Origin of the sequence: Albimonas marina (genome assembly GCF_029223255.1) — a bacterium.
GTDB lineage: Bacteria > Pseudomonadota > Alphaproteobacteria > Rhodobacterales > Rhodobacteraceae > Albimonas.
Genome location: NZ_JARHUC010000003.1, coordinates 188,432 through 211,397, shown reverse-complemented (window position 1 = coordinate 211,397; position 22,966 = coordinate 188,432). Strand labels below are relative to the sequence as shown.

Genomic DNA, 22,966 nt, shown 5'->3' with positions numbered 1-22,966 from the left:
TTCAAAACCGAATATATTTCGGAGCGCGCTCCCGCCTACCCCCGGCGACGCAACGTCAGCGCCGCGGGGGCGGGTCCGCGAGGCGCCTCACAGCAGGCGCAGCTTGCGGATCAGCCACAGCTCCAGCCCCGCCACCACCGCCAGCAGCGCCACGAAGACGGCGAAGCCCCAGGGCGCGGCCTGCCCCGGCAGACCGCCCAGGTTCACCCCCAGCAGGCCGGTGAGGAAGCCCAGCGGCAGGAACACCGCCGTGACGATCGAGAGCACGTACATCGCGCGGTTGGAGCGTTCGGCCGCCCGGGCGGCCGCCTCCTCCCCCAGCACCAGCGCCCGCTCGCGGATCGCGTCGAGGTCTTCGACGTAGCGGGTCATGCGGTCGCCGGTCTCGCCCAGCTCCGCCCGGTCGAGGTCGGTCAGCGGGGCGGAGGAGAGGCGGCGCAGGTCGGTCAGCGCGTCGCGCTGCGGGCCCAGGTAGCGGCGCAGCGCGATGCCCACCCGGCGCAGCTCCGCCAGTTCCCGACGCGCCTCGCGGGGGTCGAGCGGGTCGATCATGCCCAGCACCGCTTCGGCGGCGCGGTCCTCCATGTCGTCGGCCCGATCCTCGAGCGCGTCGAGCACCGGGGACATCCGCTCGGCCAGGCCCTCGGTCAGCTCGGTCAGGAACACGCCGGGGCGGGCGGGGGCGCGGTTCGCCTCGGCGTCGGCGCGCAGGGCCGCGACCGTCAGCAGGCGGCGCAGCACCACGGTCAGCACCCGCGTCTCGTTCATCCACACGCGCACCGAGATCATGTCCTCGACGTCCGCGCCCTCGTTGAGGTTCACGCCGCGCAGGAACACCAGCGCGCCGCCGTGGGCGGCCTGGGCGCGGGGGCGGGTGTCGGTCTCGGTCAACGCCTCGGCGAGGATCTCCGGCAGGGGGCCGGCGGCGCCGGAGGCGAGCCAGTCCTCCGCCCCCGGCGCGAGGCCGTCGAGGTGGATCCAGCGGTAGGCCGCGCCCTCCGCCTTCGGCCCGCCGACCTCGCGGGGCGCGACGGGATCCGCCCGGCCGTCGGGGAAGACGTCGTAGGCCCACAGGACGGCGGGCGTCTCGGGATCGGCGGGGAGGTCGTATTCGCCGGGCCTGCGCCGCGGCGCGCCGCCGGAGGGCCCCCCGAGGGGGGCGTGCGGCCCGCGGCCCGGGGCGCCTTTGGCATCGAGGCTCATCGAAGCTCCTGAAGAAACGAACCGACGCCGAAACCTAGCCCGCCCGATCCCCCCTGCCCAGCGCCGGGGATGCGACGGGAGGCGTCGGCCGAGGACGGCCGCAAGGCGGGGACCCGCCGGACGGCGCCCGCGCGGGCGATGGATGACCCCACGACGGAGACCGCGAGGCCAGGCTCGCCGTCGGCCGAGCGCGCCCAGGACGGGCCGAGGACAGGGCGCCGACGGCGGCCGCCTGCGCGCGGGGGACCCCGGCGCGCCGGGGTGGGCGGGCAGGAGGCGTGCCGGGGTCCCCCGCCCTGCCCGCCCGCGCGACGGCGGCCATTGGAACGCGCCGCCCCCCCCTGGAACGAAACCGCCGCGACCCTTGGGGCCGCGGCGGGGGCGTCGTCGGGAGGTCTCCCTCCCGCTCCGGCAAACCGGGGCGGAGCGGGGGGCCGGCCTCAGGCCTCGGTCTTGGCCTGCGGGTAGCCTAGTTCCTTCACCGCGCCGCGGATCTCGTCGAGGATCGCGGGGTCGTCGATGGTGGCGGGGGTCTTGAACTCCTGCCCGTCGGTGATCTTGACCATCGTCGCGCGCAGGATCTTGCCTGAGCGGGTCTTGGGCAGCCGGTCCACCACCGCGGTCAGCTTGTAGGCGGCGACGGGCCCGATCTCCTGGCGCACCAGGGCCGCGCATTCCTTCACGATCTCCTCGTGGGGACGGTTCACGCCCTTGGTCAGGCACACGAAGCCCATAGGCAGCTGGCCCTTCAGCTCGTCCGCCACCCCGATCACCGCGCATTCGGCGACGTCGGGATGGGAGGCGAGCACCTCCTCCATCGCGCCGGTCGACAGGCGGTGGCCGGCCACGTTGATCACGTCGTCGGTGCGCGCCATGATCCACACGTAGCCGTCGTCGTCGATCATGCCCGCGTCGCCCGTCTCGTAGTAGCCGGGGAAGTGGCTGAGGTAGCTCTTGCGGAAGCGCTCCTCGGCGTTCCACAGGGTCGGCAGCGTGCCCGGGGGCAGCGGCAGCTTCACCGCGATGGCGCCCAGCGTGCCCGCCGGCACGGGATGGCCCGCCTCGTCCAGCACCTGCACGTCGTAGCCCGGCAGCGGCACCGAGGGCGAGCCGACCTTGATCGGCAGCAGCTCCAGCCCCGCGGGGTTGCCGACCATGCACCAGCCCGTCTCGGTCTGCCACCAGTGGTCGATCACCGGCACGCCCAGCTTGTCGGCGGCCCAGTTGACCGTGTCGGGGTCCGCCCGCTCGCCGGCCAGGTAGAGGTAGTTCAGGCAGGAGATGTCGTAGCGCGCCAGCTCCTTGGCGTGCGGGTCGTCGCGCTTGATGGCGCGGAAGGCGGTGGGGGCGGTGAAGAAGCTCTTCACCTTGTGCTCGGAGATCACCCGCCAGAAGGTGCCGGCGTCGGGGGTGCCCACGGGCTTGCCCTCGAACACCACGGTGGTGCAGCCGGCGATCAGCGGTCCGTAGCAGATGTAGCTGTGCCCCACGACCCAGCCCACGTCCGAGGCCGCCCAGAACACGTCGCCCGCGTCCACCGCGTAGAGGTTCTTCATCGACCAGGCGAGCGCCACCGCGTGTCCGGCGTTGGGGCGCACTACGCCCTTGGGCTGGCCGGTGGTGCCGGAGGTGTAGAGGACGTAGAGCGGATCGGTCCCCTTCATCGGCTCGCATTCGCAGGGCGCGGCCTTGGCCTGGAACGAATGCCAGGCGTAGTCGCGCCCCTCGATCAGCTCGCACTCCTCCGCGTCGCGCTGGAGGATCACGGTGAACTCGGGCTTGTGCTTGGCCTGCTCGATGGCGCCGTCCAGCAGCGGCTTGTAGTGCACGATCCGCCCCGGCTCGATCCCGCAGGAGGCGGCGAGGATCGCCTTGGGCTTGCAGTCGTCGATGCGCACCGCCAGCTCATGCGCCGCGAAGCCGCCGAAGACGACCGAGTGGATGGCGCCGATGCGCGCGCAGGCGAGCATCGCCACCAGCGCCTCGGGCACCATGGGCATGTAGATGATGACGCGGTCGCCCTTCTCCACGCCCTTGGCCTTCAGCGCGCCGCCCATGCGCGCCACCCGGTCGCGCAGCGTGGCGTAGGTGATCTCCTGCTTGGTGCGGGTGACGGGGCTGTCCCAGATGATCGCGGTGCGATCGCCGTGGCCCGCCTCGACATGGCGGTCGACGGCGTTCCAGCAGGTGTTCATCACCCCGTCGGCGTACCACTCGTAGAGCGGCGCGTTCGCGTCATCGAGCGCGCGGGTCGGCTTCTCGACCCAGTCGATGGCCTCGGCCGCCTGCATCCAGAACGCTTCGGGGTCCGCCTTCCAGGCGTCATAGGTCTCGCGGTAGCCCATGGCTTCCTCCCGTCTTCCCGGCCCGCGACGCGCGCGGCCGGGTCCCTGCCCTCCGCCCGCGCCGCACCGGGACGCGAGCGTGGCGGAGGCCCGGCGCCGCCCCTTGCGCCCGGGTCTTCCGCCCACGAGGGGGACGGCTCCTCTCCGCCCCCGGAGGGCGCGCGCCCGGCGCGCGCCCCGGCGGACCGCGACGCGCGCGATCCGGCCGTGGTGTTGGCGCGGGCCGCGGGGCCGGCGCCTTGATCCATCTCATGCGCGACGGCGGGTCGCGGGGTCAGGCGGCCCGCCCGGCCCGCGCCAGCAGCGCCGCCGCCGCCGCCAGCAGCCCGCCCGACAGGCGGTTGACCGCGCGCCGGCGCGCCCGGCTCATGCCGCCCGCGCCCAGCGCCGCGCCCGCGCCCGCCCAGGTCGCGGCCGCCGCAAGCTCGCACAGGAGGTAGACCGCGCCGAGCGCCAGCAGCTGAGAGGCGAAGCCGGCCGGCGCATCGGGCTGCACGAACTGCGGCAGGAACGCCGTAAACAACACCAGCGCCTTGGGGTTTGCAATGCCGGTCAGGAACTCCCGCCGCGCCAGAACGCCTCGGCCGGAGAGGCGTTTCGCCCGCGCCTGCGCCTCGGCGAGCGCGCCCTCGACCGGGGCCGACCAGATCTTCCAGGCGAGCCAGAGCAGGTAGGCGACCCCCGCCCACTTGATCGCGGCCGCGAGCCCGGCCGAGGCCGCCAGCAGCGCCCCCAGCCCGAAGGCCACGCCCGCGATCAGCAGCCCGTAGGCCGCGAGCCGCCCGAACACCCCCACCACCGCCGCCCCCCAGCCGCGGGTGGCGGCGTTGGCGAAGGCCAGCAGGTTCGAGGGCCCCGGCGTCAGCGCCATCAGCAGCGCGGCGGGGACGAAGGCGATCAGCTGCCAGGCGCTCACCCCCGTCCCCTCCTCACGCCCGTCCCCTCCTCATCGCGCGACCTCCCGCTCAGGCGTAGGAGGTCATCGGCGTCGAGGCGAGGGCGGCGATGTTGAGCAGCCCCCGCGCGGTGATCGAGGGCGTCACGATATGCGCCCGGTTGCCCATGCCCATCAGGATCGGCCCGACCTCGAGCGCGCCCGACATCTGCTTGAGCACGTTGCGCATCCCCGAGGCCGCGTCGGCGTTCGGCAGGATCAGGATGTTGGCGATCCCGTCGATGCGCGAGTTGGGGAAGATGCGCTCGCGGATCTCGGGGTCGAGGGCGGCGTCGGCGTGCATCTCCCCCTCGTAGGCGAAGCCGCGGTCCTGCTCGTCCAGGATCTCCATCGCGCGGCGCATCTTGCGCCCCGAGGGGATGTCCATGTTGCCGAACTGGGAATGCGACAGCAGCGCGACCTTGGGCTCCATGCCGAAGCGGCGGCAGTGGCGCGCGGCGCCGATGGCGATCTCGGCGATCTCCTCGGCGGTGGGGTCGGGGTGGACCTGGGTGTCGGCGATGAACACCAGCCCCCGCTCGAGCAGCATCAGCGACAGGCCGCCGACCGGGCGCAGCCCGTCGGTCGCCAGCATCTGGGTCACGTAGTTCAGGTGCCACAGATACTGGCCGAAGGTGCCGCAGATCAGGCTGTCGGCGTCGCCCTGGCGCACCATCGTGGCCGCGATGGCCGTGGTGTTGGTGCGCAGCACCGCGCGGGCGAGGTCCGGCGTCACGCCGCGCCGCTCCATCGTCTCGTGGTAGGTCTCCCAGTAGTCGCGATAGCGGGGATCGGACTCGGGGTTCACCAGCTCGAAGTCGCGGCCGGGCTCGATCGGCAGGCCGTAGCGCTCGAGCCGGTGGGCGACGACCTCCGGACGGCCGATCAGGATCGGCTTGTGGGAGGTCTCCTCCAGCATCGCGTGGGCGGCGCGCAGCACCCGCTCGTCCTCGCCCTCGGCGAAGACGATCCGCCGCTCGGAGGCGCGGGCGGCCTCGAAGACCGGGCGCATCACGAGGCTGGAGCGGAACTGCGAGTTCTCGAGCTGGTTGCGATAGGCGTCCAGGTCCTCGATCGGGCGGGTGGCGACGCCCGAGTCCATCGCGGCCTTGGCGACGGCGGAGGCGACCGCGGGCAGCAGCCGGGGATCGAAGGGCTTGGGGATCAGGTACTCGGGCCCGAACACCAGGCGCTCGCCGCGATAGGCGGCCGCGGCCTCGGCCGAGCCGGCCTGCAGCGCCAGGTCCGCCAGCGCCTTCACGCAGGCGATCTTCATCTCCTCGTTGATCTCGCGCGCGCCGACGTCCAGCGCGCCGCGGAAGATGAAGGGGAAGCACAGGACGTTGTTGACCTGGTTGGGATAGTCCGAGCGGCCGGTGGCGATCAGCGCGTCGGGCTTCGCCTCGCGGGCGAGCTCGGGCATGATCTCGGGGATCGGGTTGGCCAGGCCGAAGATGATCGGACGGTCGGCCATCTTGGCGACCATCTCCTTGGTCATCACGTTGGCCGCCGACAGGCCCAGGAAAAGGTCCGCGCCCGCGATCACGTCGTCGAGGCCGGTGCCGCCCTTCGCGTCCTCGGGATCGCGCGCGTAGCCTTCCTTCTGGGCGCCCATGTTGTCGCCGCGGCCCTTGTAGATCAGGCCCTTGCGGTCGAGCAGCCAGACGTTTTCCTTCTTCACGCCCAGCGTCTGGAGGAGGTTGAGGCAGGCGATGCCCGCGGCCCCCCCGCCCATCGAGACGACCTTGATCTCCTCGAACTTCTTCTGGGCGACCCGCATGGCGTTGAACGCCGCGGCGGCGACCACGATCGCGGTGCCGTGCTGGTCGTCATGGAAGACGGGGATGTTCATCTTCTGCTTGCACAGCTCCTCGACCTCGAAGCAGTCGGGGGCGGCGATGTCCTCGAGGTTGATCGCGCCGAAGGTCGGCTCCAGCGCGGCCACGATGTCGGCGAGCTTGCGCGGATCGCGCTCGCTGACCTCGATGTCGAAGCAGTCGATGTTGGCGAATTTCTTGAAGAGGACGGCCTTGCCCTCCATCACCGGCTTGGAAGCGGCGGCGCCGATGTCGCCCAGGCCCAGCACGGCGGTGCCGTTCGAGACCACCGCCACCAGGTTGCCCCGCGCGGTGTAGCGCGCCGAGGCCGAGGGGTCCTTCTCGATCTCGAGGCACGCCTCGGCCACGCCAGGGCTGTAGGCGCGGCTCAGGTCGCGCTGGTTGGCCATGGGCTTGGTGGCGCGGATCTCGAGTTTCCCGGGCTTGGGAAACTCGTGGTAGTCCAGCGCCGCCTGGCGTGCGGCATCCTGGCTGCGGTCGTCGCTCATGACCTTCCTCCCGTTCTCGCCGGAAGGGCCTCCCGCCCCCCGGCCGGCGCCGACTTCGCGGCGCGAATTCCGGACGGACCCAATGGCCCATTGCGCGCCCGGGAGCAAGCGGCACGCAAGCGTCGCGACGACGCCGAGCGCGGACGCGACGTCGCCCGCGACGGAACGCGCAGGCGAAAACCGCGCGGACGCAGGGGCCTGCGCGTTGAATCGGGGGGCTTCGATCCCAAATTGGTTTCCTGACGCGAAAATTCCAGAGGAGGGGCCAGCCCATGATCATCCGCGCCATCGACCGACTGTTCCGGCACGAGGCCGCTGGCGGGATATTGCTGCTGCTGTCGGCAGTGGCGGCGCTGGTCGTCTACAACTCTCCGCTGGCGGAGTGGTACGACAACACGCTCAGCGCCTATCTCGACTTCACCTACGACGGCGTCGGCATCGAGAAGCCGCTGATCCTGTGGATCAACGACGGCCTGATGGCGGTGTTCTTCTTCCTCGTGGGGCTCGAGCTGAAGCGCGAGTTCCTGGAGGGCAAGCTCAAGAACCCCGCCGACGTGATCCTGCCGGGCATCGCCGCGGTCGGCGGCATGGCGGTTCCCGCGATCATCTACGCGGCCCTGAACTGGAACACGCCCGAGACGCTGAGCGGCTGGGCCATTCCCGCGGCCACCGACATCGCCTTCGCGCTGGGCGTCCTGGCGCTGCTGGGCGACCGCATCCACCCGTCGCTGAAGATCTTCCTGCTGACGCTGGCGATCCTGGACGACATCGGCGCGATCCTGATCATCGCCCTGTTCTACACCGCCGAGCTGAAGCCCGAGTACCTGCTCTACTCGCTGGCTCCCATCGCGGGCCTGCTGTGGCTGAACCTGCGCGGCGCGCACCGGGTGGCGCCCCTGCTGATGCTGGGCGTGGTGCTGTGGTTCCTGGTGCTGAAGTCGGGCGTGCACGCGACCATCGCGGGCGTGCTGCTGGCCTTCTTCATCCCCCTGCGCTCGCGCCACGGCTCCTCGCCGCTGCATTCGCTCGAGCATGGGCTGACGCCGTACGTGTTCTTCTTCATCGTGCCGGTCTTCGCCTTCGCCAACGCGGGCCTGTCGCTGCAGGGCATGAGCCTGGCGAGCCTGCTCGAACCGGTGCCGCTGGGCATCGCCGCGGGCCTGTTCCTGGGCAAGCAGATCGGCGTCTTCGGGGCCTCGTTCCTGACGGTGAAGCTCGGCATCGTGCGGATGCCCGAGGGGATGACCTGGCCCAAGCTCTACGGCGCCGCGCTGCTGGCGGGCATCGGCTTCACCATGTCGCTGTTCATCGGCGGGCTCAGCTTCTCGGACGTGCAGCATGCCGCGGACGTGCGCCTGGGCGTGCTGACCGGCTCGCTGCTCTCGGCGGTGTTCGGCTACCTGGTGCTGCGGGTGCTGACCAAGCCGCACGAGGCGCGCGGCCAGATCACCGAGCCCGAGGCCGCCGCCCTCGACCGCGCCGGCAAGCCGGCCGAGTGAGCGCCGCGCCTCAGGCGATCGCCAGCCACCCGGCCCAGGCGATCGCCATGACCGAGGCGTAGAACCCCCACGCGAAGCCGGGCGCCCTGAGCAGGGGCGCCCGGTGATAGCCGATCCAGAACATCGCCCGCGAGACGGGGAAGGCGAGGCCCAGCGCCGCCACCGCCCCCAGCCGGTCCGCCGGCAGCGCCAGCGCCAGCGCGGGCCAGGCGAGCGCCGCCAGCAGCGCCTGCTCGACGGTGTTCCTCAGGACCCGCTGGTCGATCTCCGCCCCCGATCCCGGGGCCGGCGCCTGCCCCTCGATCAGGGCCGCGTCGAAGAAGCGCCGCTGCGCGATGCGCCCGATCACGGCCGCCAGCGCCGCGCCCGGCCCCAGCAGCGCCGTCGCCGCCAGCGCCAGCCGCGCGCCCGGCGAGCCGTCGCCCGGGACCGCGCCCCAGCCCGCCCCGGCCGCCAGCGTGCCCAGCGCCAGCGCCGCGCCCGCGCCCATCCCCGCCAGGACCCTGGCCCGCGTCCGCGCCGCCGCCCGCATGCCGCATCCTCCGCCCTGCCCGGCCCCCGCCCGGGCGCCGCGCTAGCGGATCCCCGCGAAGCGCCTGTTCCCCGGAGCCGTCCATCGCTGATGCCGTAAAGAGCCGCGGGGGCGAGTCGGTCAAGGATCGCGCAGCGACCCGCGCCTGCGCGGGCTCGTCCTTGACCGACTCGCCCCCGCGGCTCAGGCATCATCGAGCGATGGACGGATCCGGGGAGCAGGCGCGGCCCTGTTCCCGGGTGAGTCTTGAAGCGTGACCGTCTCCCGGCGCCCCGACCGACCCGCGCGCGACGCCGCCGGGCCCGCCCGCAGGGCGCCTCCGCCCCCTGGAGCGCGCCTTACCGGCGCCGACCCAGCCGCCAGGGCGCGAGCAGCGCCGCGAGGGTGCGATGCGCCGGCGCCTCCAGCCCCTCGGCCGCCGACAGGCGCGCCACCGCGCCCGACAGCCAGTCGACCTCGATGGGCCGGCCGGCGTCGAGGTCCTTGGCCATGCTCGCGCGCATCCCCGCGGGGAAGCCCGCGATGATCTCGCCGACCTTGGCCTCGTCCTTCTCGGTGATCGGCACGCCCTTGGCGCGGGCCAGCGCTCCGATCTCGGCCACGCAGTCGCGCACCAGCGCGCTCAGCGCCTCCGAGGCCTGGATGTCCCCGGCCGAGCAGCGCCCCGCCGCGGTCACCCCGGCCAGCGTCGCCAGCATCAGGAACTTGCGCCACAGCTCCACCCGGATGTCCTCGGGCACCGCCGCGTCGATCCCCGCCGCGCGCATCGCCGCCGCGATCGCCTCGGCGCGCTCGGAGCGGGTCCCGTCGCGCTCGGCGAACTTGTACCAGGCGAAGGAGGAGGCCATGTCCAGCCGCCCCGGCTCGCCCAGGAAGATCGAGATCCCGCAGGTCCCCTCCAGCACCCGGCCCGCGCCCAGGTGATGCTCCAGCCGCTCGGAGGCCTCGACGCCGTTGAGGAAGGGGATCACCACCGTCTCGGGGCCCATCATCGGCAGGCACAGCGGCGCCGCGCCGTCGAGGTCCTGGGCCTTCACCGCGAAGAGGATCACGTCCACCGGCCCGATGGCGCCGGGATCGTCGGTAGCCAGGCGCGGGCGCCCGACGCTCTCGCCCGCGGGCCCGACCAGTCGCAGGCCGCGGGCGCGGATCGCCTCGAGATGGGCGCCGCGCGCCAGGCAGGCGACGTCCGCGCCGCCCTCCGCCAGCTTCACCGCGAGGTAGCCGTTCACGCCCCCCGTCGCCACCGTCGCGAACCGCATCGCCATCTCCCGCTCCCGCAGGGCCGTTCCCTGCGCCGCGCAGATTGCAGGGCGAGGCCGGCCGGTTCAATGGGCGCCGCCGCCCGCGCGGGCGGATCGACGGAACGCCGCGGCCGGCGCGGACGGCCGAATGGAATGTCGTGGACGGCGCGGCGGGCGCCTCGCCGGCGGCGGAGGGCCGGCCCGGGCGGGGGACGAGGCGCCCCCGCCCCCCTCGCCCGACGCGGCCGGGCTCAGTCGCCGCTGTCCTGGGCGTCCATGCCGCCCGGCGTCAGGGCGTCGTCCTGCAGGAAGGCGGTCAGCGTCTTCGCGCCGGGTCCGTAGACGCAGGTGAAGGCCGAGGAGTCGGCCGAGGCGGGCGTGGTCACGCCGGCCACCTTCGCGCCCCCGTCCGGGGTCATGCCGTCGAAGCGGGCGCTGAGGTCGTGGGTCGACATCGACAGCTTCTGCGAGGCCGAGACGAGGCACGACTGCACCAGCGCCGCCTGGGCGTCCTGCGAGAGCGGAACGGCGGCGGAGGCGGACGAGGCCGCCGCGGCGGCGCCGAGGGCGACGAGCGCGGCGAAGAGAGGTCTGCGGGTCATGAGGAGGTCCTCCTGCGGATTGCATTGCGCGTCGGAGGTCTGGGAGGGGGGGCGGTCCTGAGATCGTCCGGCCTGGAAGGCGTCCGGCGTGGCCCTGAGATCGGCGCAGGTCCGCGCCTGCGCAACGCCTTGCAATCCCCGCTCGCGCGCCCATCGGATCACCGGGAGTCGCGAGGACGTGCGCGGGACGACCCGGATCGGGGCGATCCCCGCCCGGCCCGAGCAGGAGCCCCGCGCGCCGCTCGCGCAGGACGCCCCCTGCAAGGCGCGTCCGATCAGTCCGCCGCCGCCCCTTGGCCGCCGATGCGCCCGGCCGGGCCAAGGATCTTCGCCGGCGCGGACGACGCGGCCGGACGGCTCCGCGAGGGCCCTTCGGCCTCAGCGCCCGTCGCGGTGGGGGCGCAGGACGGCGTACATCGCCTCGGTGGCGGGGACCGGCACGCCGTGCTCGCGGCCCATGCGCGCCACCGCCCCGGTCATGTGGTCGAGCTCCAGCGGCTTGCCCGCCTCCAGGTCCGCGGCCATCGAGGAGCGGATCTTGCCCGACATCTTCTCGAACCGCGCGATCACCGCGTCGGCCGTGCCCTCCGGCACCGGGGCGCCCGAGGCGATGGCCACCGCCTGGGCCTCGCGCACCAGCGCCTCGTAGAGGCGCCGCAGCTCGGGAACCGTCTGCAGCTCATGCACCGTGCAGCGGGCGGCGGCGGTCAGGGTGCCGGTGCCGTTCCAGGCGATCATCTTGCGCCACAGGTCCACCCGCACGTCGTCGGAGGCGGGCGCCGGCGCCCCGGCGGCGAGGAACATCTCGCGCGCCGCGGCGGCGGGCTGCGTGTCCTGGCGCCCGTCGCGGTCGCCGAAGATGATCCCGGTCTCGCTGTCGAGCTTGCCGATCACGCCCGGCCGCACGATCTCGGCCGAAACCAGCGCCACGCCGATCAGCGCGCGCCCCTCGCCGTAGACCGCCTCCAGCCGCGCGGTCGCGGTCACGCCGTTGAGGATCGGCAGCGCCACGCCGCCCTGCGCCATCAGGGGGCGGGCCGCCTCCATCGCAGCGTCGAGCTGCTGGCCCTTCACCCCGAAGATCACCAGGTCTGCGGGCTCGAGCTCTGCGGGGTCCGCGGCGGCGGGGATCTTCACCGTGGTGGTCTTGCCGCCATGTTCCTCGAGCGTCAGGCCGTCCGCGCGGATCGCCTCCAGATGCGCCCCGCGGGCGACGACCGAGACGGGATTGCCCGCCGCCGCCAGCCTCACCGCCAGGTAGCCCCCGATCCCGCCCGCGCCGACGACCGCCACCTTCATGGGGATGCTCCTTCGATCCGATGCCCTGCGGCGCGGAGGGTTTCACCGCGCGCCTGTCCGGACATGCTTAGCCCCGCCCGGCCCCCGCCGCCCCCGGCCGGATGCCGCAGCGCGGGGGCCGGCGGGACCGGAGGCGTCCTCGCGGCCGTCCCCCGACGCCCTGGTCCATCGCGTGCCGGCCGTGCGCCTGTCGCCCTGCCCGCCCTCGCGTCGCGGCTCCGCAGAGACGGAACGGCAGGCCGCGCCCCGTCCTTCCACGCCCGGCGGTCCGGGGCGACGGGCCGCCCGGCGGCGCCTCCCTTTCCTTCCGCCAGCGGCGGAGACCGCGAAGGGGACGGCCGGGCGGGGCGATGCGGCCGCGCAGCGGGCGCGAGGGCCGCCCCGGCCGCGGGGGCGCGTACGGAAAGGGGCGCGCCGACCTCCCGATCGGCGCGCCCCGGCGCTTCCTCCCGCCCCCGCCCTGTCGCGGCCGGGGGCCTTCCACGCGTCCCTTCGCGCGGGTCTCCCCTCTGCGGGGTTTACTCGGCCGCCTCGGGGCGCCGGCTCTCGCGGATCAGGGTCAGGATGTTCTTCGCGGCCTCGGGGATGTTGGTCCCCGGCCCGAAGATCGCCTTCACCCCCGCGCCCTTGAGGAAGTCGTAATCCTGCTGCGGGATCACGCCGCCGCAGATCACGATGATGTCCTCGGCGCCCTTCTCCTTCAGCGCCTGGATCAGCTTGGGCGCGAGCGTCCGGTGCCCCGCCGCCTGGGACGAGACGCCGACGACGTGCACGTCGTTGTCGATCGCGTCGTCCGCGGCCTCCTCCGGCGTCTGGAACAGCGGGCCCACGTCGACGTCGAAGCCGATGTCGGCGAAGGCGGTCGCGATCACCTTGGCGCCGCGGTCATGGCCGTCCTGGCCCATCTTGACCACCAGCATGCGCGGGCGGCGGCCCTCCTCTTCCGCGAAGGCGGCGACGTCGTCCTGGATCGCCTTGAACCCCGCGTCGCCCTCGTAGGCGGCGCCGTAGACGCCCGACAGCGTCTTCACCTCGGCGCGATGCCGGCCGAACGATTTCTCCATGGCGTCCGAGATCTCCCCGACCGTGGCGCGGGCGCGCGCCGCCTCGACCGCGGCGGCCAGCAGGTTGCCCTCGCCGGTCTCCGCCACCTTCGTCAGCGCGGCCAGGGCCGCGTCGCAGGCGGCCTGGTCGCGGCCGCCGCGCACCTTCTGGATGCGCGCCACCTGGGCCTTGAGCACCGCCTCGTTGTCGATGTCGAGGATGTCGAGGTCGTCCTCCTTCTCGAGCCGGTACTTGTTGACCCCGATGATCACCTCTTCGCCGCGGTCGATGCCGGCCTGGCGCATGGCCGCCGATTCCTCGATGCGCAGCTTGGGCATGCCCGAGGCGACCGCCTTGGTCATGCCGCCCATGGACTCGATCTCCTGGATCAGCGCCCAGGCCTTGTCCTTGAGCTCGGCGGTCAGCGCCTCGACGTAATAGGAACCCGCCAACGGATCGACGACCTTGGTGACGCCGGTCTCCTCCTGGAGGATCAGCTGCGTATTCCGGGCGATGCGGGCGGAGAACTCGGTCGGCAGCGCCACCGCCTCGTCCAACGCGTTGGTGTGCAGCGACTGGGTGCCGCCCAGCGCCGCCGACATCGCCTCGTAGGCGGTGCGGATCACGTTGTTGTAGGGGTCCTGCTCGGCCAGCGACACGCCGGACGTCTGGCAGTGCGTGCGCAGCATCTTCGAGCCGGGCTTCTGCGCGCCGAAGTCCTCCATCACGCGGGCCCACAGCAGGCGGGCGGCGCGGAGCTTCGCCGCCTCCATGAAGAAGTTCATGCCGATGGCGAAGAAGAACGACAGCCGGCCCGCGAACTGGTCCACCGTCAGGCCCTTGGCCATGGCCGCGCGCACGTATTCCATGCCGTCGGCGATGGTGAAGGCCAGCTCCTGCACCAGGTTCGCGCCCGCCTCCTGCATGTGATAGCCGGAGATCGAGATCGAGTTGAACTTCGGCATCTCGTTCGAGGTGAACTCGATGATGTCCGCGATGATCCGCATCGAGGGCTCGGGCGGATAGATGTAGGTGTTGCGGACCATGAACTCCTTCAGAATGTCGTTCTGAATGGTCCCCGAGAGCAGCTTGCGCTCCACCCCCTGCTCTTCGCCCGCGACGATGAAGTTCGCGAGGATCGGGATCACCGCGCCGTTCATGGTCATCGAGACCGAGATCTTCTCGAGCGGGATCCCGTCGAACAGGATCTTCATGTCCTCGACCGAGTCGATGGCCACGCCCGCCTTGCCCACGTCGCCGATCACCCGCGGGTGATCGCTGTCATAGCCGCGGTGGGTGGCGAGGTCGAAGGCGACCGACACGCCCTGCTGCCCCGCCGCCAGCGCCTTGCGGTAGAAGGCGTTCGACTCCTCGGCGGTCGAGAAGCCGGCGTACTGGCGGATCGTCCAGGGACGGCCCGCGTACATGGTCGCGCGCGGGCCGCGCACGAACGGGTACTGCCCGGGCACCGTGCCCAGGTGATCGACGCCCTCGAGATCGGCCTCCGTGTAGAGGGGTTTGACGTCGATCCCCTCGATGGTCTTCCAGACGAGGTCGTCGGGCGACTTCCCCTTGAGTTCCTTCTCGGCCAGCGCGCGCCAGGCCTCGAGATCCGACTTGCTCATCCCGCTCCTCCTTTCCGGCGCTCGCCGCGCCGTCCGGTTTCCATGGCGCCGCGCGATGGCGCGGCCCTGAACTTCTACGCCGCGCCATGGCGCGGCCGTGAACCCGTCCGCCGCGCGGTGGCGCGCGGCCCTGAATTTCGTCCGCCGCGCGACGCCGCGGCCTGTCTCCACCGACCGCGCCCGGCGCGGCCCATCGCCCTTGGCTCGCCCCGCCGCTGGCCGGGGGGCGGGCGAACGCCTATATCTTGTGCCACCCCGGCCGCATCGCAGCAGCCTCAAACGCCCGGAGCCGATGACCTCTCGCCGACGCCTCATCGCGGCCTTGCCGGCCCTCGCGCTTCTTCCCGTCGTCCGCGGCCTTCCCGCGCGCGCCCAGGCGGATGACGATCCGCTCGCGCCCTACCTGTGGACCGCGCGCCCGGTGATCGTCTTCGCCAACACCGACCGCGACCCCCGCTTCATCCGCCAGATGAAGGAGCTCGACCGCGTCGCCGCCGACCTCGAGGAACGCGACGTGGTGGTGATCGTCGACACCGAGCCCGGCCCCTCGCGCTACGAGACCACGGACCTGCGCCGCAAGTTCCGACCCCACGACTTCAACGTCCTGGTGATCGGCAAGGACGGCGAGGTGAAGAAGCGCAGTCCCGTGCCGCTCGGCGGCGACGGCATCGCCCGGCTGATCGACCGGCTGCCGATCCGCCAGCAGGAGCTCGGCCGCCGCTGAGCGCCCGGCTCCGGCCGACGTCAGAACCCCACGACCCGGCCGCGCGCGCCCGCCGTCCGCAGGCCCCGCGAGGGGAACGGCCGGGCGGGGCGAGACGTCCGCGCAGCGGGCGGCGAGGGCCGCCCGAGCCGCAGGCGAGAGCCGGGCGGGCGCGGCCACGGGGCCGGCCGGGGCGGCCTGCGCCGCCCTCGATCCGATCCCCATGATCGCGCCCGCCCCGGTCATGGCCTCACTCGAACTCCATGATCACGTCGTCCACCGCCAGGCTGTCGCCGGCCTTGGCGTTGACCTTGGTGACCACGGCCTTCTTCTCGGCGCGCAGCACGTTCTCCATCTTCATGGCCTCGACCACGGCGAGGATCTGCCCCTCCTGGACCTCCTGCCCCTCCTCCACGTCGACCGAGACGATCAGGCCGGGCATCGGGCACAGCAGCATCTTCGAGGTGTCGGGCGGCATCTTGACGGGCATCTTCGCCGCCAGCTCCGCCTGGCGCGGGGTCAGCACCTGCACCTTGAGGTCGGCTCCGCGGTAGCGCACCCGCGCCCCGCCGACGCCCAGCGAGACCTTGGCGGTCAGCGGCTTGCCGTCGACCACCGCCTTGGCCAGCGTCTTGCCCGGGGTCCAGGCCGTCTCCACCCGGCTGGTCTGGCCGTCGATGGTCACGTCCCAGCCGCCGGCGACCTCGGCCACCAGGGTCTTGAAGCTCTCGCCGCCGATCATCACCACCCACTCCGGATCGACCCGGCGGGTGTGGTTGCGCATCGCGCCCGAGATCTGCGCCGCGCGCCCCTCGACGATCATGTTGAAGGCCGAGGCCGCCGCCGCCAGCCGCTTCAGCGCCTCGGGGGCGAGCGTCGCGCCCTCGAAGCCCTCGGGGTATTCCTCGGCGATGAAGGCCGTGGAGATGTCGCCCGAGACGAAGCGCGGGTGGTCCATCACCGCCGCGCAGAACGGCAGGTTGTGGCCGATGCCCTCCACCTCGAACCCGTCGAGCGCGTCGCGCATCACCTCGATCGCCTCCAGGCGCGTGGGCGCCCAGGAGCAGAGCTTGGCGATCATCGGGTCGTAGAACATCGAGATCTCGCCGCCCTCGAACACGCCGGTGTCGTTGCGCACGGCCATCGAGTTGGTGGCGACCTCCTCGGGCGGGTTGTACTTGGTCAGCCGGCCGATGGAGGGCAGGAAGTTGCGGTAGGGATCCTCGGCGTAGAGGCGGCTCTCGATCGCCCAGCCGTTGATGCCGACGTCCTTCTGCTCCAGCTCCAGCTTGTCGCCCCAGGCGACCTTGATCATCTGCTCGACCAGGTCGACGCCGGTGATCAGCTCGGTGACGGGATGCTCCACCTGCAGGCGGGTGTTCATCTCGAGGAAGTAGAAGTTGCGGTCGCCGTCGACGATGAACTCCACCGTGCCGGCCGAGCAGTAGTCCACCGCCTTGGCCAGCGCCACGGACTGCTCGCCCATGGCCTTGCGGGTCTCCTCGTCGAGGAAGGGCGAGGGCGCCTCCTCGATGACCTTCTGGTTCCGCCGCTGGATCGAGCACTCGCGCTCGTTGAGGTAGATGCAGTTGCCGTGCTTGTCGCCCAGCACCTGGATCTCGATGTGGCGGGGCTGGGTGACGAACTTCTCGATGAAGATGCGGTCGTCGCCGAAGGAGGACTTCGCCTCGTTCTTCGAGGACTGGAAGCCCTCGCGCGCCTCCTGGTCGTTCCAGGCGATGCGCATGCCCTTGCCGCCGCCGCCGGCGGAGGCCTTGATCATGACCGGGTAGCCGATCTCGCCCGCGATCTTCACCGCCTCGTCGGCCGAGTCGATCAGGCCCATGTAGCCGGGCACGGTCGACACGCCCGCCTCGGCGGCGAGCTTCTTGGAGGTGATCTTGTCGCCCATCGCCTCGATGGCGCCGGCGGGCGGGCCGATGAAGGCGACGCCGGCGTCTTCCAGGGCCTTGGCGAACTTCGCGTTCTCCGACAGGAAGCCGTAGCCGGGATGCACCGCCTCGGCGCCCGTCTGCTTGATCGCGTCCATGATCTTGTCGATCACGATGTAGGACTCGGAGGCCGGCGGCGGGCCGATGTGGACCGCCTCGTCCGCCATGCGCACGTGCAGCGCGTTCTTGTCGGCGTCCGAATAGACCGCGACCGTCTTGATGCCCATCTTGCGGGCCGTCTTGATGACCCGGCAGGCGATCTCGCCGCGGTTGGCGATCAGGATCTTCTTGAACATCGTCCCTCCACGTGGGTGGTCAGGCGGCGAAGGCCGGCCCGGAATGCACGAAAGCCCGCCGCGCGGAGGCGCGGCGGGCCGATGGATGCAGGATGCAGGCCGCGCGCGCGGCGCCCGTCAGGGCGGCGCGGCGGGCCGGAATCGGGCGCGCGACGGCGGCCCGGGCGGCGAAGTGGCCGCCCCGGGTCGCGCCCGCGCGCTCAGTAGCGGCGACGCTTCTTCTTGTTGCCGCTGAGGTTGATGTCGTCGGAATCGGTGAGCGCGCCGGTCGCGGCGCCGGCCGCGCCGCCCACGATGGCCCCGGTCGCGAGATCGCCGCCGGTGATGGCCGCGGCGCCCGCGCCCACGCCCGCGCCGATGGCGCCGCCGGAGAGCGCGCGCTCGCCGGTCGAGTTGCCGCAGCCGGCGGCGACCATGGCCGCGGCGAAACCCAGGCCCAGCGCGATGCGCGACGGCGTGGCGATGAGAGTCTTCGAGGACATTTCGTCCCTCCTTCTGCTCGGACGTTCGTCCAATACAACGCACGCAGGAGGGCGGAAATTCCGTCGGAGCGGGGCGATTTTTCGACCGCATCCCCGTCGATTGCGGCGGAGCGGGTCGGATGATGAACCGCCGCCGAACGCGCGCGCGCCGCGCGCGCGGGCCCCGCCGCCGGAACGGCGAGGCCGCGCGCCGCCCCGCGGGCGGAGAAGACGCCGGCCCTCGGCGCCCGCCCGCGGGGGCGGGCGCCGAGCGCGGCCTCAGTCGAGCCGGATGTCGTCGGCGTCGGTGAGGGCGCCGGTCGCGGCGCCGGCCGCGCCGCCCACGATGGCGCCGGTGCCGATCGCGCCGCCGGTGACGGCCGCGGCGCCCGCGCCGAGGCCCGCGCCGATGGCGCCGCCGGACAGGGCGCGCTCGCCGGTGGAGTTGCCGCAGGCCGCGACGCCCAGGCCGAGGGCCAGGACCGAGGCGCCCAGCAGGCCGCGACGAAGGGTGCTGTTGCGGGTGAACATGGTGCTTCTCCTCTCTCGCTCGTGTAGCTGAGAGAGAGATGGGCGCCGCCTGAGGCGGAACCCGCGCGACCTCTGGGCAAGCCCTGCCACACTCGTTCCACGCAATGGAAAAGCGTCCGCGCGTCCGGGAGGGCGGCCGGGCTCAGTCCTTTTCGTGCGGCAGCACCGCGAGCACGCCCCAGGTGATCCCCACGAAGCCGAAGCTCACCCCGAAGCCGATGGCGAGCATCACCGTCGCCATCTCCGAGCGCTCGGCCCGCGCGACCAGGCTGCCCAGCCCGCCGATGTCGGTCCACAGCAGGATCAGCAGCGCGACCCATCCCGCCACGATCCCGGTCGCGGCGTGCAGGCCGACGAACTTCGCCAGCCGGTAGGGGTCGTGCGGCTTCTTCGGATCGGGCTTCATGGCGCGTCTCTCCGGGCGCGGGGGCCGGGAACAGGGGCGCCGCCTGCGCGGCTGCACAGGGAAATAGTGTAGATCCGCCGAGAGGAGAACCGCGGCGTTCCGACCCGCTCCGCGCCGGACGCGCGGCGGACGCCCCCCGCTCCGTCGCGACGGTCGCCGCCCCGATCTCTCCCCGCGCGATCATTCCGGCCGCCTCGCGATGCAGTCGATCTCGACCAGCGCGCCGACGGCGAGCGCGGTGACGCCCACGGTGGTGCGCGCCGGCAGGCGGTCGGCGGGAAAGAAGCTCTTGTAGGTCTCGTTGAAGGCCGCGTAGTCGCGCTCGAATTCGGTGAGGAAGCAGCGGCACTGGACGACATGGCTCAGGTCCAGCCCCACGCCGTTCAGCACGATCTCCAGGTTCTCCATCACCCGCCGCGTCTGCGCCTCGACGCCCTCGGGCAGCGGCGCATCGGGGGCGGCGGGATCCGTGGGCATCTGCCCGGTCAGGATCACCCAGCCGTCCGCCTCCACGGCGTGGCTGAAGGGGGCCACGGGCCGCGGCCCCCCGCCGATCATATGGAAGATGGGATGGTCCATCTGGGCCCCTGCCGGACTATTCCGCGCTCACAGCGGAATGTTGTCGTGCTTCTTCCACGGGTTCTCGAGCTTCTTGTTGCGAAGCGCGGCGAAGGCCCGGCTGACCCGGCGGCGGGTCGACTGGGGCATGATCACCTCGTCGATGAAGCCCTTCTCGGCCGCCACGAACGGGTTCGCGAAGCGGTCCTCGTAGTTCTTGGTGCGCTCGGCGATCTTCTCCTTGTCGCCCAGCTCGGAGCGGTAAAGGATCTCGACCGCGCCCTTGGCGCCCATCACCGCGATCTCGGCGGTCGGCCAGGCGTAGTTGATGTCGCCGCGCAGGTGCTTGGAGGCCATGACGTCGTAGGCGCCGCCGTAGGCCTTGCGGGTGATGACGGTGACCTTGGGGACCGTCGCCTCGCCGTAGGCGAACAGCAGCTTGGCGCCGTGCTTGATCACGCCGCCGTACTCCTGGCCCGTCCCCGGCAGGAAGCCCGGCACGTCGACCAGCGTCAGGATCGGGATGTTGAAGCAGTCGCAGAAGCGCACGAAGCGCGCGGCCTTGCGGGAGCTGTCGATGTCGAGGCAGCCGGCCAGCACCATCGGCTGGTTGGCGACGACGCCGACGGTCTCGCCCTCCATGCGGATGAAGCCGGTGATCATGTTCTTGGCGAAGTCGGCCTGGATCTCGAAGAAGTCGCTCTCGTCGGCGATCTTCGTGATCAGCTCCTTCATGTCGTAGGGCTTGTTGGGGTTGTCGGGGATCAGCGTGTCGAGGCTGGTCTCCACCCGGTCCACCGAGTCGAAGAAGGGCCGCACGGGCGGCTTCTCGCGGTTCGACAGCGGCAGGAAGTCCACCAGGCGACGGGTCTGGATCAGGGCCTCGACGTCGTTGTCGTAGGCGCCGTCGGCGACCGAGGACTTGGAGGTGTGGGTCTTGGCGCCGCCGAGCTCCTCGGCCGTCACCACCTCGTTGGTCACCGTCTTCACCACGTCGGGGCCGGTGACGAACATGTAGGACGAGTCGCGCACCATGAAGATGAAGTCGGTCATGGCGGGCGAGTAGACCGCGCCGCCCGCGCACGGGCCCATGATCACCGAGATCTGCGGCACCACGCCCGAGGCCATGATGTTGCGCTGGAACACTTCCGCGTAGCCCGCCAGCGAGGCGACGCCTTCCTGGATGCGCGCGCCGCCCGAGTCGTTCAGCCCGATCACCGGCGCGCCGTTGCGCATCGCCATGTCCATGATCTTGCAGATCTTCTGGGCGTGGGTCTCGGACAGCGAGCCGCCGAAGACGGTGAAGTCCTGGGAGAAGACGTAGACCTGGCGGCCGTTGACCGTGCCCCAGCCGGTGACCACGCCGTCGCCGTAGGGACGGTCCTGCTCCATCCCGAAGTCGGTGCAGCGATGGGCCACGAACATGTCGAACTCCTCGAAGGAGCCCTCGTCCAGGAACAGCTCGATGCGCTCGCGCGCCGTCAGCTTGCCCTTGGCGTGCTGGCTGTCGATCCGCTTCTGACCGCCGCCCAGGCGCGCGGTCTGGCGACGAAGTTCAAGCTCCGCGAGGATGTCGTTCATCGGGGTCCCTTCTCGTTTCGGCCGAGGTCCGTCCCATTCCGGCGCGGCACCGTATCGCCGGCGGCCGCCCCGGGAAAAGCCTTGTCGCGCGGAGGTGCGAAGTTTACGAAAGTCCGATGATGCGAATTGCGAAGTTGCGAAGACCGCGCCGCTTCGCCCGGAGGAGGCCCGATTGACCCGCGCCCGAAAACTCTACGCCGGCGTCCGCCTGCGCGAGATCCGCCGCGAGCAGGGCCTGACCCAGGCCGCCTACGCCGAGGCGCTGGGGATCTCGCTGAGCTATCTCAACCAGATGGAGAACAACCACCGCCCCGTCTCGGCCGCGGTGGTGATCGCGCTGTCTGAGCGGTTCGGGGTCAACCTCTCCACCCTCTCGGTCGGCGAGGCGCAGCGCCTGACCGCCGACATGCGCGAGGCGCTGGCCGACCCGGTCTTCGACGGCGCCCAGCCGCCGCTGGCTGACCTGGAGCTGGCGGCCTCCAACGCCCCCTCCCTCGCCCGCGCGTTCCTGTCGCTCCACCGCGCCTTCCGCCAGCGGGGCGAACGGCTGGCGAGCCTCGACGACGCGCTGGGCCGCGAGGATGCGCTGGCCCCGCAGCCGTGGGAGGAGGTGCGCGACTTCTTCCACTATTGCGACAACTACATCGACGCCGTGGACCGCGCGGCCGAGAGCTTCGCCGCCGCCACCGGCTTCGGGCGCCCCGATCCGGGCCGCGACCGCCTGCAGGCCGCCGGCGACTGGCTGGAGGAGCGCCACGGCATCCAGCTGCGCATCGCCGACACCCCCGCCCTGCGGATGATGACCGGCGAGGTGCTGACGCTGTCCTCGCGCGCCTCGTCGGCCACCCGCGCCTTCCAGGCGGCGGTGCAGGTGGCGCTGACCTCCTACGGCGACCTGATCGAGGCGACGCTGGACCTCGCCGGCTTCGGCTCGGACGAGGCGCGGGAGATCTGCAAGATCGGGCTCGCCAACTATTTCGCCGGCGCCGCCGTCCTGCCCTACGCCGCCTTCCAGGAGGCCGCCGAGGAGCAGCGCCACGACATCGAGCTGCTGGCCGACCAGTTCGGCGCCTCGATCGAGCAGGTGGCCCACCGCCTCTCGACCCTGCAGCGCAAGGGCGCGCAGGGGATCCCGTTCTGGTTCGTGCGCGTCGACCAGGCGGGCACCATCACCAAGCGCCACTCGGCGACCCGGCTGCAGTTCGCGCGCTACGGCTCGGCCTGCCCGCTGTGGAACGTGCACCAGGCCTTCGAGACGCCGGGCCGCCTGCTGCGCCAGCTCGCCGAGACGCCGGACGGGGTGCGCTACCTCTCGCTCGCCCGCGACGTGACCAAGCCGGGCGGGGGCTTCCGCCGGCCCACCCGCCGCTACGCCATCGGGCTGGGCTGCGAGGTGAAATTCGCGGGCCGCCTGGTCTATGCCGACGACCTCGACCTCGCCTCCCCCGCCTCCTACGAGCCGATCGGGGTGAGCTGCCGGATCTGCGAGCGGGCGGACTGCCACCAGCGTTCGGTCCCGCCGCTGAAATCCGCGATCGCGGTGGATCACTCCCGCCGGGACCTGCTGCCCTACAGCCTCGCCGCCCCCGAGGGCCGGGGCGCGCGGGAGAAGGCGGCGGACGGGAGCTGAGCACGGGGGCTGAGCACGGGCGCCCGCCCACCTCCCCCCTGCCCCGGCCGCGCGCCCCGACCGCGCGTCCCCCTCGCGCCGTCCGCCGCCGGGCGCCCCTGCCCGCCCGCGCCGAGGCCCGCCCCGCGCCGCGGGCGGAACCGGGCCGACGGCGCGCGGGTCGACGCGGCGCCCCCTGCCGAGAAACGCTCCCGG

The 22,966-nt window shown here is 72.4% G+C and carries 18 protein-coding genes; 3 read left to right on the top strand and 15 right to left on the bottom strand.

Annotated features, from left to right (window positions below):
* Window positions 1-87: 87 nt before the first annotated feature.
* The 4 genes from P2H44_RS08545 to P2H44_RS08530 all read right to left on the bottom strand — a co-directional run bounded on the left by P2H44_RS08545 (window position 88) and on the right by P2H44_RS08530 (window position 6,808).
* Entirely contained in the window at window positions 88-1,203 is a 1,116-nt protein-coding gene (locus P2H44_RS08545) for a CorA family divalent cation transporter (protein ID WP_275763085.1), read from the bottom strand.
* 440 nt (window positions 1,204-1,643) lie between these two features.
* Entirely contained in the window at window positions 1,644-3,548 is a 1,905-nt protein-coding gene (locus P2H44_RS08540; protein WP_275763084.1) for a propionyl-CoA synthetase, read from the bottom strand.
* 274 nt (window positions 3,549-3,822) lie between these two features.
* The gene (locus tag P2H44_RS08535; protein ID WP_275763083.1) at window positions 3,823-4,464 is read right to left on the bottom strand and encodes a LysE family translocator; all 642 of its coding nucleotides are present in this window, start codon (window positions 4,462-4,464) and stop codon (window positions 3,823-3,825) included.
* Between the two features lie 49 nt (window positions 4,465-4,513).
* Complete coding sequence (locus P2H44_RS08530; RefSeq protein ID WP_275763082.1) at window positions 4,514-6,808, bottom strand: NADP-dependent malic enzyme; 2,295 nt, start codon at window positions 6,806-6,808, stop codon at window positions 4,514-4,516.
* Between the two features lie 272 nt (window positions 6,809-7,080).
* Between P2H44_RS08530 and nhaA the strand changes: the two genes are divergently transcribed.
* A complete protein-coding gene (nhaA, locus tag P2H44_RS08525; protein ID WP_275763081.1) occupies window positions 7,081-8,307 on the top strand; it encodes a Na+/H+ antiporter NhaA in 1,227 nt (408 codons plus the stop codon).
* A gap of 10 nt (window positions 8,308-8,317) precedes the next feature.
* Here nhaA and P2H44_RS08520 read toward each other — a convergent pair whose 3' ends face one another.
* From P2H44_RS08520 to scpA, 5 genes are all read right to left on the bottom strand, one after another.
* Window positions 8,318-8,839 (bottom strand): MAPEG family protein, encoded by a 522-nt coding sequence (locus P2H44_RS08520; protein WP_275763080.1) that lies wholly within the window; start codon window positions 8,837-8,839, stop codon window positions 8,318-8,320.
* 338 nt (window positions 8,840-9,177) lie between these two features.
* Window positions 9,178-10,101, bottom strand: coding sequence for a ketopantoate reductase family protein (locus P2H44_RS08515; RefSeq protein ID WP_275763079.1), 924 nt, complete (start codon window positions 10,099-10,101; stop codon window positions 9,178-9,180).
* 233 nt (window positions 10,102-10,334) lie between these two features.
* Window positions 10,335-10,685, bottom strand: a complete 351-nt coding sequence (locus P2H44_RS08510) for a hypothetical protein (RefSeq protein WP_275763078.1) — start codon at window positions 10,683-10,685, stop codon at window positions 10,335-10,337.
* A 378-nt stretch (window positions 10,686-11,063) separates the two neighbouring features.
* Complete coding sequence (locus tag P2H44_RS08505; RefSeq protein WP_275763077.1) at window positions 11,064-11,984, bottom strand: ketopantoate reductase family protein; 921 nt, start codon at window positions 11,982-11,984, stop codon at window positions 11,064-11,066.
* Between the two features lie 518 nt (window positions 11,985-12,502).
* On the bottom strand, window positions 12,503-14,653 hold the full coding sequence (gene scpA, locus P2H44_RS08500; protein ID WP_275763076.1) for a methylmalonyl-CoA mutase: 2,151 nt from the start codon (window positions 14,651-14,653) through the stop codon (window positions 12,503-12,505).
* Window positions 14,654-14,945: 292 nt separating this feature from the next.
* On the opposite strand from scpA, the gene P2H44_RS08495 reads away from it, so the two are divergent.
* Complete coding sequence (locus P2H44_RS08495) at window positions 14,946-15,377, top strand: DUF4174 domain-containing protein (protein ID WP_275763075.1); 432 nt, start codon at window positions 14,946-14,948, stop codon at window positions 15,375-15,377.
* 229 nt (window positions 15,378-15,606) lie between these two features.
* On the opposite strand, the gene P2H44_RS08490 is transcribed toward P2H44_RS08495, so the two are convergent.
* The 6 genes from P2H44_RS08490 to P2H44_RS08465 all read right to left on the bottom strand — a co-directional run bounded on the left by P2H44_RS08490 (window position 15,607) and on the right by P2H44_RS08465 (window position 21,141).
* Window positions 15,607-17,604: an acetyl-CoA carboxylase biotin carboxylase subunit gene (locus P2H44_RS08490; protein ID WP_275763072.1), complete on the bottom strand. Its 1,998-nt coding sequence runs from the start codon at window positions 17,602-17,604 to the stop codon at window positions 15,607-15,609.
* A 200-nt stretch (window positions 17,605-17,804) separates the two neighbouring features.
* A complete protein-coding gene (locus tag P2H44_RS08485) occupies window positions 17,805-18,086 on the bottom strand; it encodes a hypothetical protein (RefSeq protein ID WP_462976273.1) in 282 nt (93 codons plus the stop codon).
* A gap of 258 nt (window positions 18,087-18,344) precedes the next feature.
* Window positions 18,345-18,596, bottom strand: coding sequence for a hypothetical protein (locus P2H44_RS08480; protein ID WP_275763071.1), 252 nt, complete (start codon window positions 18,594-18,596; stop codon window positions 18,345-18,347).
* A 142-nt stretch (window positions 18,597-18,738) separates the two neighbouring features.
* The gene (locus P2H44_RS08475; protein ID WP_275763070.1) at window positions 18,739-19,002 is read right to left on the bottom strand and encodes a hypothetical protein; all 264 of its coding nucleotides are present in this window, start codon (window positions 19,000-19,002) and stop codon (window positions 18,739-18,741) included.
* A 180-nt stretch (window positions 19,003-19,182) separates the two neighbouring features.
* Window positions 19,183-19,581, bottom strand: a complete 399-nt coding sequence (locus tag P2H44_RS08470; protein WP_275763069.1) for a RidA family protein — start codon at window positions 19,579-19,581, stop codon at window positions 19,183-19,185.
* Window positions 19,582-19,608: 27 nt separating this feature from the next.
* Complete coding sequence (locus P2H44_RS08465; protein ID WP_275763068.1) at window positions 19,609-21,141, bottom strand: acyl-CoA carboxylase subunit beta; 1,533 nt, start codon at window positions 21,139-21,141, stop codon at window positions 19,609-19,611.
* A gap of 172 nt (window positions 21,142-21,313) precedes the next feature.
* Here P2H44_RS08465 and P2H44_RS08460 point away from each other — a divergent pair, with 172 nt between their 5' ends.
* Window positions 21,314-22,771, top strand: coding sequence for a helix-turn-helix domain-containing protein (locus tag P2H44_RS08460; RefSeq protein WP_275763067.1), 1,458 nt, complete (start codon window positions 21,314-21,316; stop codon window positions 22,769-22,771).
* The last annotated feature ends 195 nt before the right edge of the window (window positions 22,772-22,966 follow it).

Bases quoted from the DNA above. Each gene is read 5' to 3' on its own strand.
- nhaA (WP_275763081.1), top strand. From the start codon at position 7,081: ATGATCATCCGCGCCATCGACCGACTGTTCCGGCACGAGGCCGCTGGC.
- P2H44_RS08545 (WP_275763085.1), bottom strand. From the start codon at position 1,203: ATGAGCCTCGATGCCAAAGGCGCCCCGGGCCGCGGGCCGCACGCCCCC.
- P2H44_RS08510 (WP_275763078.1), bottom strand. From the start codon at position 10,685: ATGACCCGCAGACCTCTCTTCGCCGCGCTCGTCGCCCTCGGCGCCGCC.
- scpA (WP_275763076.1), bottom strand. From the start codon at position 14,653: ATGAGCAAGTCGGATCTCGAGGCCTGGCGCGCGCTGGCCGAGAAGGAA.
- P2H44_RS08485 (WP_462976273.1), bottom strand. From the start codon at position 18,086: ATGTCCTCGAAGACTCTCATCGCCACGCCGTCGCGCATCGCGCTGGGC.
- P2H44_RS08520 (WP_275763080.1), bottom strand. From the start codon at position 8,839: ATGCGGGCGGCGGCGCGGACGCGGGCCAGGGTCCTGGCGGGGATGGGC.
- P2H44_RS08490 (WP_275763072.1), bottom strand. From the start codon at position 17,604: ATGTTCAAGAAGATCCTGATCGCCAACCGCGGCGAGATCGCCTGCCGG.
- P2H44_RS08505 (WP_275763077.1), bottom strand. From the start codon at position 11,984: ATGAAGGTGGCGGTCGTCGGCGCGGGCGGGATCGGGGGCTACCTGGCG.
- P2H44_RS08540 (WP_275763084.1), bottom strand. From the start codon at position 3,548: ATGGGCTACCGCGAGACCTATGACGCCTGGAAGGCGGACCCCGAAGCG.
- P2H44_RS08465 (WP_275763068.1), bottom strand. From the start codon at position 21,141: ATGAACGACATCCTCGCGGAGCTTGAACTTCGTCGCCAGACCGCGCGC.
- P2H44_RS08475 (WP_275763070.1), bottom strand. From the start codon at position 19,002: ATGAAGCCCGATCCGAAGAAGCCGCACGACCCCTACCGGCTGGCGAAG.
- P2H44_RS08495 (WP_275763075.1), top strand. From the start codon at position 14,946: ATGACCTCTCGCCGACGCCTCATCGCGGCCTTGCCGGCCCTCGCGCTT.
- P2H44_RS08515 (WP_275763079.1), bottom strand. From the start codon at position 10,101: ATGCGGTTCGCGACGGTGGCGACGGGGGGCGTGAACGGCTACCTCGCG.
- P2H44_RS08470 (WP_275763069.1), bottom strand. From the start codon at position 19,581: ATGGACCATCCCATCTTCCATATGATCGGCGGGGGGCCGCGGCCCGTG.
- P2H44_RS08530 (WP_275763082.1), bottom strand. From the start codon at position 6,808: ATGAGCGACGACCGCAGCCAGGATGCCGCACGCCAGGCGGCGCTGGAC.
- P2H44_RS08480 (WP_275763071.1), bottom strand. From the start codon at position 18,596: ATGTTCACCCGCAACAGCACCCTTCGTCGCGGCCTGCTGGGCGCCTCG.